The organism is Bacillus cereus group sp. BfR-BA-01408 (assembly GCF_022663305.1).
Classification (GTDB): domain Bacteria; phylum Bacillota; class Bacilli; order Bacillales; family Bacillaceae_G; genus Bacillus_A; species Bacillus_A pacificus.
Window position 1 is genome coordinate 1 of the sequence record NZ_JAKUFF010000146.1, and the last position, 3,471, is coordinate 3,471.

Genomic DNA, 3,471 nt, shown 5'->3' on the forward strand with positions numbered 1-3,471 from the left:
GTTTACCTTGATCAGAGTTGTGTTGTTTAGAGTTTTGCTGTTTACCTTGATCAGAGTAGTCTTGTTTAGAGTTTTGTTGTTTATCTTGATCTGAGTCGCCTTGCTTAGAATCTTGCTGTTTACCCTGATTTGAGTCGTCTTGTTTAGAGCTTTGTTGTTTATCCTGAGCGGGGTCGTTTTGCTTAGAATTTTGCTGCTTATCTTGCTGATTTGAGTCGTTTTGTTTAGCGTGTTGTTGTTTATTTTGATCACGGTCATATTGTTCAGAGTGTTGCTGTTTCTCTTGATCCGAATGATATTGCTTAGAGCGTTGTTGTTGATCTTGATTGGATTCATTTTGCTTAGTATGTTGTTGCTGACCTTGAGAAGACTCCTTGTGTCCCTCTTTTTTTTGCTCGCCATTGTTATCTTTATTATGCTTCATACTTCTAGTCAGTTTTTTGTTATCATCCTCTTGTTTGTTAGCGTGTTGCTCCGAGTTATCTGTTTCGTTTTTCTCTGTTGTATTTGATTTTTTTTTCTTACGTAGCCAATTCCAAATCATATGTATGCCCTCTTTAATTTTGTAATATAGTGCTATTTTGTGGCTAATTTTGTATATTATTCATTTATTTATGAAAAGAAGGAGGAGATTGGTTTGCATAGAAAAAATCCTTTAGTAAGCAGTACATACTATGACGAGAAGAGGGCGAGTCTGTGCAAATTGTAAAAAAGGAGAAATTTATTTTAAAGGAGTTTACATTTGAAAATGGTAGGACAATTCCTGTTCAAATGGGGTATGAGGCTTATGGTACTTTAAATAGAGAAAGGTCAAATGCGATTTTGGTTTGTCATTATTTTAGTGCAACTAGTCACGCAGCAGGAAAATATACAGCGCATGATGAGGAGTCTGGCTGGTGGGATGGTTTAATTGGACCGGGAAAAGCAATTGATACAAATAAATACTTCGTTATATGCACTGATAATCTTTGTAATGTGCAGGTGAAGAACCCGAATGTAATTACAACGGGACCGAAATCGATTAATCCGAAAACTGGAGATGAATATGCGATGGATTTTCCGGTTTTTACATTTCTTGATGTAGCTCGTATGCAATATGAGTTAATAAAAGATATGGGAATCGCAAGGCTACATGCTGTAATGGGGCCGTCAGCTGGCGGGATGATTGCGCAGCAATGGGCTGTTCATTATCCTCATATGGTAGAGCGGATGATTGGTGTTATTACGAACCCGCAAAATCCAATTATTACGTCGGTAAATGTAGCGCAAAATGCAATTGAGGCTATCGAGCTGGATCCAAGTTGGAAGGGCGGAAAATATGGAGAAGAGCAGCCAATGAAGGGGCTTCATTTAGCAAATAGAATGATGTTTATGAACGCGTTTGACGAGCATTTTTACGAAACGACATTTCCTCGTAATAGTATAGAGAAAGAGCCTTATGAAACATTTTCTGCATTAACATCATTTGAGAAAGAAATTAATAAAGTGACAAATAGAAGTATAGCTTTAGTTGATGCAAATTCATGGATGTATACCGCGAAAGCAGTTTTATTACATGATATTGCGCATGGATTTTCGTCTTTAGAAGAGGCACTGTCTAATATAGAAGCAAATGTACTTATGATTCCGTGTAAACAAGATTTGCTTCAGCCGTCACGTTATAATTACAAAATGGTAGACATGTTGCAAAAACAAGGGAAGTATGCGGAAGTGTATGAGATAGAAAGTATAAATGGACATATGGCGGGGGCATTTGATATTCATTTATTTGAAAAGAAAGTTTATGAATTTTTAAATCGGAAAGTGTCTAGTTTTGTGTAGAAAATAAATGATGTGAAAAAGGTGCAATGTATGTAGTAGGCACCTTTTTTTACATGATTTGTAGGCGGAAAATATATGTGGCAATTGCTATACCGAAGAATGCGATACTAAGCAATAGAAATAAGAATGACATTTCTTGTGGTGATTTTATCTTTCTATTATTTTTCATACTAAGTGCAATAATTGCAGCGATTAAGAAAATGATGCCCATAATGAAAAGGAAAAGTGTCATTTTCATTGGCTCCTTTCATAAAACAAGTATATTGAGGATACAATGCAAGGGTTATGTTTGTAAAGAATAAGTTTTGCGAGAAAATTGAGAAATAGTTTTTCGATTCTTTGCGTTCTTTCTTTTGCGTGCTAAAATTGATGAGGAATGATTATTTAAAGAGGAAACTAAAGGTTTTATTGTATATAAGGAGGAACAACATATGACAGAAGTTAAAACAATTACTACAGAAGAGGTGCAAGAGCGTTTAGAAAAAGGAGAAACGTTATTTTTAGTAGACGTAAGGGAAGATGAAGAAGTAGCGGCAGGAAAAATTCCAGAAGCTGTACATATTAAAATGGGCGATATCCCAAATAAAGTAGATTTCTTTGATAAAGAGAATGAATATATCTTTATTTGTCGTTCGGGAATGCGCAGTGAAAATGTATGCCATTATTTAAATGAGCAAGGATTTAAAACAGTGAACATGGTAGGCGGAATGCTTCAATATGAGGGAGAAACGAAATAAGTAGTTAAAAAACTTGAAACGAGTCTGTTTCAAGTTTTTTTCTTTTGCATACAGTGTACAAAAGGGGGATAGGTAAATGGGGATTAATATGCGTAAAGTAAAAATTATTAACAATACAGGAGCCGTTAATGTTGGCGACTGTTATAATATCGCGCCTTTTGCTGTATCGAAAGCTTATGCGGGTGCTGGAGGATCAAGTGCGGCTATTTTTTTAAATGGAAAAAGGCAGCCACCAGAGGTGATTCGAACATCAGTATTTCTTCCACCATTGTCAACGAGTACACGTACATTGGGTTAGTAAGGGAAAGGTAGAGTGTTAGTATGCCAGCACATATAAAAGAGTTTGTTATTGTGAATAACACTGGGAATATATTTACAGGTGATAATTTGAGTGATACTTCATTTACTGCTTCGAAATCGTACAGTGGTTCAATGGGATGCACTTGGATTGACGTTGTTACAGTAATAGGGACGGAGACGAAGCTTTGTTTACAGCCGGGTGATTCGGTGACGACAACATATACAAGAGGCACCCCTGCTGGTACTGTAACAGGAACAAATATGGGGCAAAGTGTAAATGCATCGGGTATAGCACAAGCTGTCCCTAATACAGATAATATGGATTCAGTTGCTGGACTCCCTTAAGGAATTAAGGGAGTTTTTATTATTTAAAATAAAAATAGTCTTTGAGATTATTTTTGTAAATACATATTAAGAAGAGGTTTGTAATGTAAAAAAGATGGTGTGTAGGTGGTGAAAGTATGAAAGAGCGCGATAAACAAAATTCATTAAACTCTAATTTCAGAATCTCACCAAATCTTATTGGACCTACCTTTCCTCCTGTTCCAACGGGATTTACTGGTATTGGGATTACTGGTCCAACCGGTCCACAAGGCCCGACAGGACCTCAAGG

6 protein-coding genes and 1 pseudogene are annotated in these 3,471 nt (G+C 36.4%); 5 read left to right on the forward strand and 2 right to left on the reverse strand.

From position 1 onward, the window contains the following. Positions 1–544, reverse strand: a pseudogene (locus tag MR083_RS26210) (spore germination protein); the annotation flags it as partial. A gap of 152 nt (positions 545–696) precedes the next feature. Here MR083_RS26210 and MR083_RS26215 point away from each other — a divergent pair. Continuing rightward, positions 697–1,821, forward strand: a complete 1,125-nt coding sequence (locus tag MR083_RS26215) for a homoserine O-acetyltransferase family protein (protein WP_242270073.1) — start codon at positions 697–699, stop codon at positions 1,819–1,821. Positions 1,822–1,870: 49 nt separating this feature from the next. Here the strand turns inward: MR083_RS26215 and MR083_RS26220 are convergent, their stop codons facing one another. After that, positions 1,871–2,053, reverse strand: a complete 183-nt coding sequence (locus tag MR083_RS26220) for a hypothetical protein (protein WP_000171883.1) — start codon at positions 2,051–2,053, stop codon at positions 1,871–1,873. A 199-nt stretch (positions 2,054–2,252) separates the two neighbouring features. Here MR083_RS26220 and MR083_RS26225 point away from each other — a divergent pair, with 199 nt between their 5' ends. The 4 genes from MR083_RS26225 to MR083_RS26240 form a co-directional block, all read left to right on the forward strand. After that, on the forward strand, positions 2,253–2,558 hold the full coding sequence (locus MR083_RS26225; protein WP_000141203.1) for a rhodanese-like domain-containing protein: 306 nt from the start codon (positions 2,253–2,255) through the stop codon (positions 2,556–2,558). 76 nt (positions 2,559–2,634) lie between these two features. Then, positions 2,635–2,856, forward strand: a complete 222-nt coding sequence (locus MR083_RS26230) for a spore germination protein (protein WP_000512597.1) — start codon at positions 2,635–2,637, stop codon at positions 2,854–2,856. 23 nt (positions 2,857–2,879) lie between these two features. After that, entirely contained in the window at positions 2,880–3,203 is a 324-nt protein-coding gene (locus MR083_RS26235; protein WP_001110853.1) for a hypothetical protein, read from the forward strand. A gap of 116 nt (positions 3,204–3,319) precedes the next feature. Beyond that, the coding region (locus MR083_RS26240) for an exosporium leader peptide-containing protein (protein ID WP_242270074.1) at positions 3,320–3,471 on the forward strand (152 nt) is incomplete at its 3' end.

Coding starts and splice junctions, on each gene's coding strand:
- MR083_RS26220 (WP_000171883.1), bottom strand. CDS start 2,053: ATGACACTTTTCCTTTTCATTATGGGCATCATTTTCTTAATCGCTGCA.
- MR083_RS26225 (WP_000141203.1), top strand. CDS start 2,253: ATGACAGAAGTTAAAACAATTACTACAGAAGAGGTGCAAGAGCGTTTA.
- MR083_RS26230 (WP_000512597.1), top strand. CDS start 2,635: ATGGGGATTAATATGCGTAAAGTAAAAATTATTAACAATACAGGAGCC.
- MR083_RS26235 (WP_001110853.1), top strand. CDS start 2,880: ATGCCAGCACATATAAAAGAGTTTGTTATTGTGAATAACACTGGGAAT.